Source organism: Streptomyces sp. NPDC006294, from assembly GCF_042870895.1.
Lineage (GTDB): Bacteria > Actinomycetota > Actinomycetes > Streptomycetales > Streptomycetaceae > Streptomyces.
Map to the genome: position 1 here is coordinate 1 of NZ_JBIAHV010000036.1, position 2594 is coordinate 2594.

The 2594-nt window shown below is 56.5% G+C and carries 2 rRNA genes; both read right to left on the reverse strand.

What is annotated here, in order from left to right:
• Nucleotides 1-3: 3 nt before the first annotated feature.
• A 5S ribosomal RNA gene (rrf, locus tag ACFYOP_RS33660) occupies nucleotides 4-120 on the reverse strand.
• A gap of 108 nt (nucleotides 121-228) precedes the next feature.
• Nucleotides 229-2594 (reverse strand): 23S ribosomal RNA (locus tag ACFYOP_RS33665).

Below are 2594 nucleotides of genomic sequence, written 5' to 3' on the forward strand. Positions count from 1 at the left end.
ATTGTTCGGCGGCGTCCTACTCTCCCACAGGGTCCCCCCTGCAGTACCATCGGCGCTGAAAGGCTTAGCTTCCGGGTTCGGAATGTAACCGGGCGTTTCCCTAACGCAATGACCACCGAAACACTATGAAGATATCCGAACTACCAGCCGGCAACCCCACACGAGGGGTCGGGCGAGTTCGTTACTTCAGAACTAACACAGTGGACGCGAGCAACTGAGGACAAGCCCTCGGCCTATTAGTACCGGTCAACTCCACCCCTTACAGGGCTTCCATATCCGGCCTATCAACCCAGTCGTCTACTGGGAGCCTTACCCTCTCAAGGAGGTGGGAATACTCATCTCGAAGCAGGCTTCCCGCTTAGATGCTTTCAGCGGTTATCCTTTCCGAACGTAGCCAACCAGCCATGCCCTTGGCAGGACAACTGGCACACCAGAGGTTCGTCCGTCCCGGTCCTCTCGTACTAGGGACAGCCCTTCTCAATATTCCTACGCGCACAGCGGATAGGGACCGAACTGTCTCACGACGTTCTAAACCCAGCTCGCGTACCGCTTTAATGGGCGAACAGCCCAACCCTTGGGACCGACTCCAGCCCCAGGATGCGACGAGCCGACATCGAGGTGCCAAACCATCCCGTCGATATGGACTCTTGGGGAAGATCAGCCTGTTATCCCCGGGGTACCTTTTATCCGTTGAGCGACGGCGCTTCCACAAGCCACCGCCGGATCACTAGTCCCGACTTTCGTCCCTGCTCGACCCGTCGGTCTCACAGTCAAGCTCCCTTGTGCACTTACACTCAACACCTGATTGCCAACCAGGCTGAGGGAACCTTTGGGCGCCTCCGTTACTCTTTAGGAGGCAACCGCCCCAGTTAAACTACCCATCAGACACTGTCCCTGATCCGGATCACGGACCCAGGTTAGACATCCAGCACGACCAGAGTGGTATTTCAACGACGACTCCACCTGAACTGGCGTCCAAGCTTCACAGTCTCCCACCTATCCTACACAAGCCGAACCGAACACCAATATCAAACTGTAGTAAAGGTCCCGGGGTCTTTCCGTCCTGCTGCGCGAAACGAGCATCTTTACTCGTAGTGCAATTTCACCGGGCCTATGGTTGAGACAGTCGAGAAGTCGTTACGCCATTCGTGCAGGTCGGAACTTACCCGACAAGGAATTTCGCTACCTTAGGATGGTTATAGTTACCACCGCCGTTTACTGGCGCTTAAGTTCTCAGCTTCGCAACCCCGAAAGGTCACTAACCGGTCCCCTTAACGTTCCAGCACCGGGCAGGCGTCAGTCCGTATACATCGCCTTACGGCTTCGCACGGACCTGTGTTTTTAGTAAACAGTCGCTTCTCGCTGGTCTCTGCGGCCACCCCCAGCTCAAGCAGCAAGTGCTATCACCAGTGATGGCCCCCCTTCTCCCGAAGTTACGGGGGCATTTTGCCGAGTTCCTTAACCATAGTTCACCCGAACGCCTCGGTATTCTCTACCTGACCACCTGAGTCGGTTTAGGGTACGGGCCGCCATGAAACTCGCTAGAGGCTTTTCTCGACAGCATAGGATCATCCACTTCACCACAATCGGCTCGGCATCAGGTCTCAGCCTTAATGTGTGACGGATTTGCCTATCACACGGCCTACACCCTTACCCCGGGACAACCACCGCCCGGGCTGGACTACCTTCCTGCGTCACCCCATCGCTTACCTACTACAAGTCTGGTCCGTCGGCTCCACCACTCCGACCTCGTCCGAAGACTCAGCCGGCGGCTTCACGGACTTAGCATCGCCTGGTTCAGTACTGGGCGTTTCAAAGCGGGTACCGGAATATCAACCGGTTGTCCATCGACTACGCCTGTCGGCCTCGCCTTAGGTCCCGACTTACCCTGGGCAGATCAGCTTGACCCAGGAACCCTTAGTCAATCGGCGCACACGTTTCTCACGTGTGTATCGCTACTCATGCCTGCATTCTCACTCGTGAACCGTCCACAACTCGCTTCCGCGGCTGCTTCACCCGGCACACGACGCTCCCCTACCCATCCGTACTCCCGTTGGGGATATATGTACGAATGACACGACTTCGGCGGTACGCTTGAGCCCCGCTACATTGTCGGCGCGGAATCACTTGACCAGTGAGCTATTACGCACTCTTTCAAGGGTGGCTGCTTCTAAGCCAACCTCCTGGTTGTCTCTGCGACTCCACATCCTTTCCCACTTAGCGTACGCTTAGGGGCCTTAGTCGATGCTCTGGGCTGTTTCCCTCTCGACCATGGAGCTTATCCCCCACAGTCTCACTGCCGCGCTCTCACTTACCGGCATTCGGAGTTTGGCTAAGGTCAGTAACCCGGTAGGGCCCATCGCCTATCCAGTGCTCTACCTCCGGCAAGAAACACACGACGCTGCACCTAAATGCATTTCGGGGAGAACCAGCTATCACGGAGTTTGATTGGCCTTTCACCCCTAACCACAGGTCATCCCCCAGGTTTTCAACCCTGGTGGGTTCGGTCCTCCACGAAGTCTTACCTCCGCTTCAACCTGCCCATGGCTAGATCACTCCGCTTCGGGTCTAGAGCGTGCAACTCAAACGCCCTG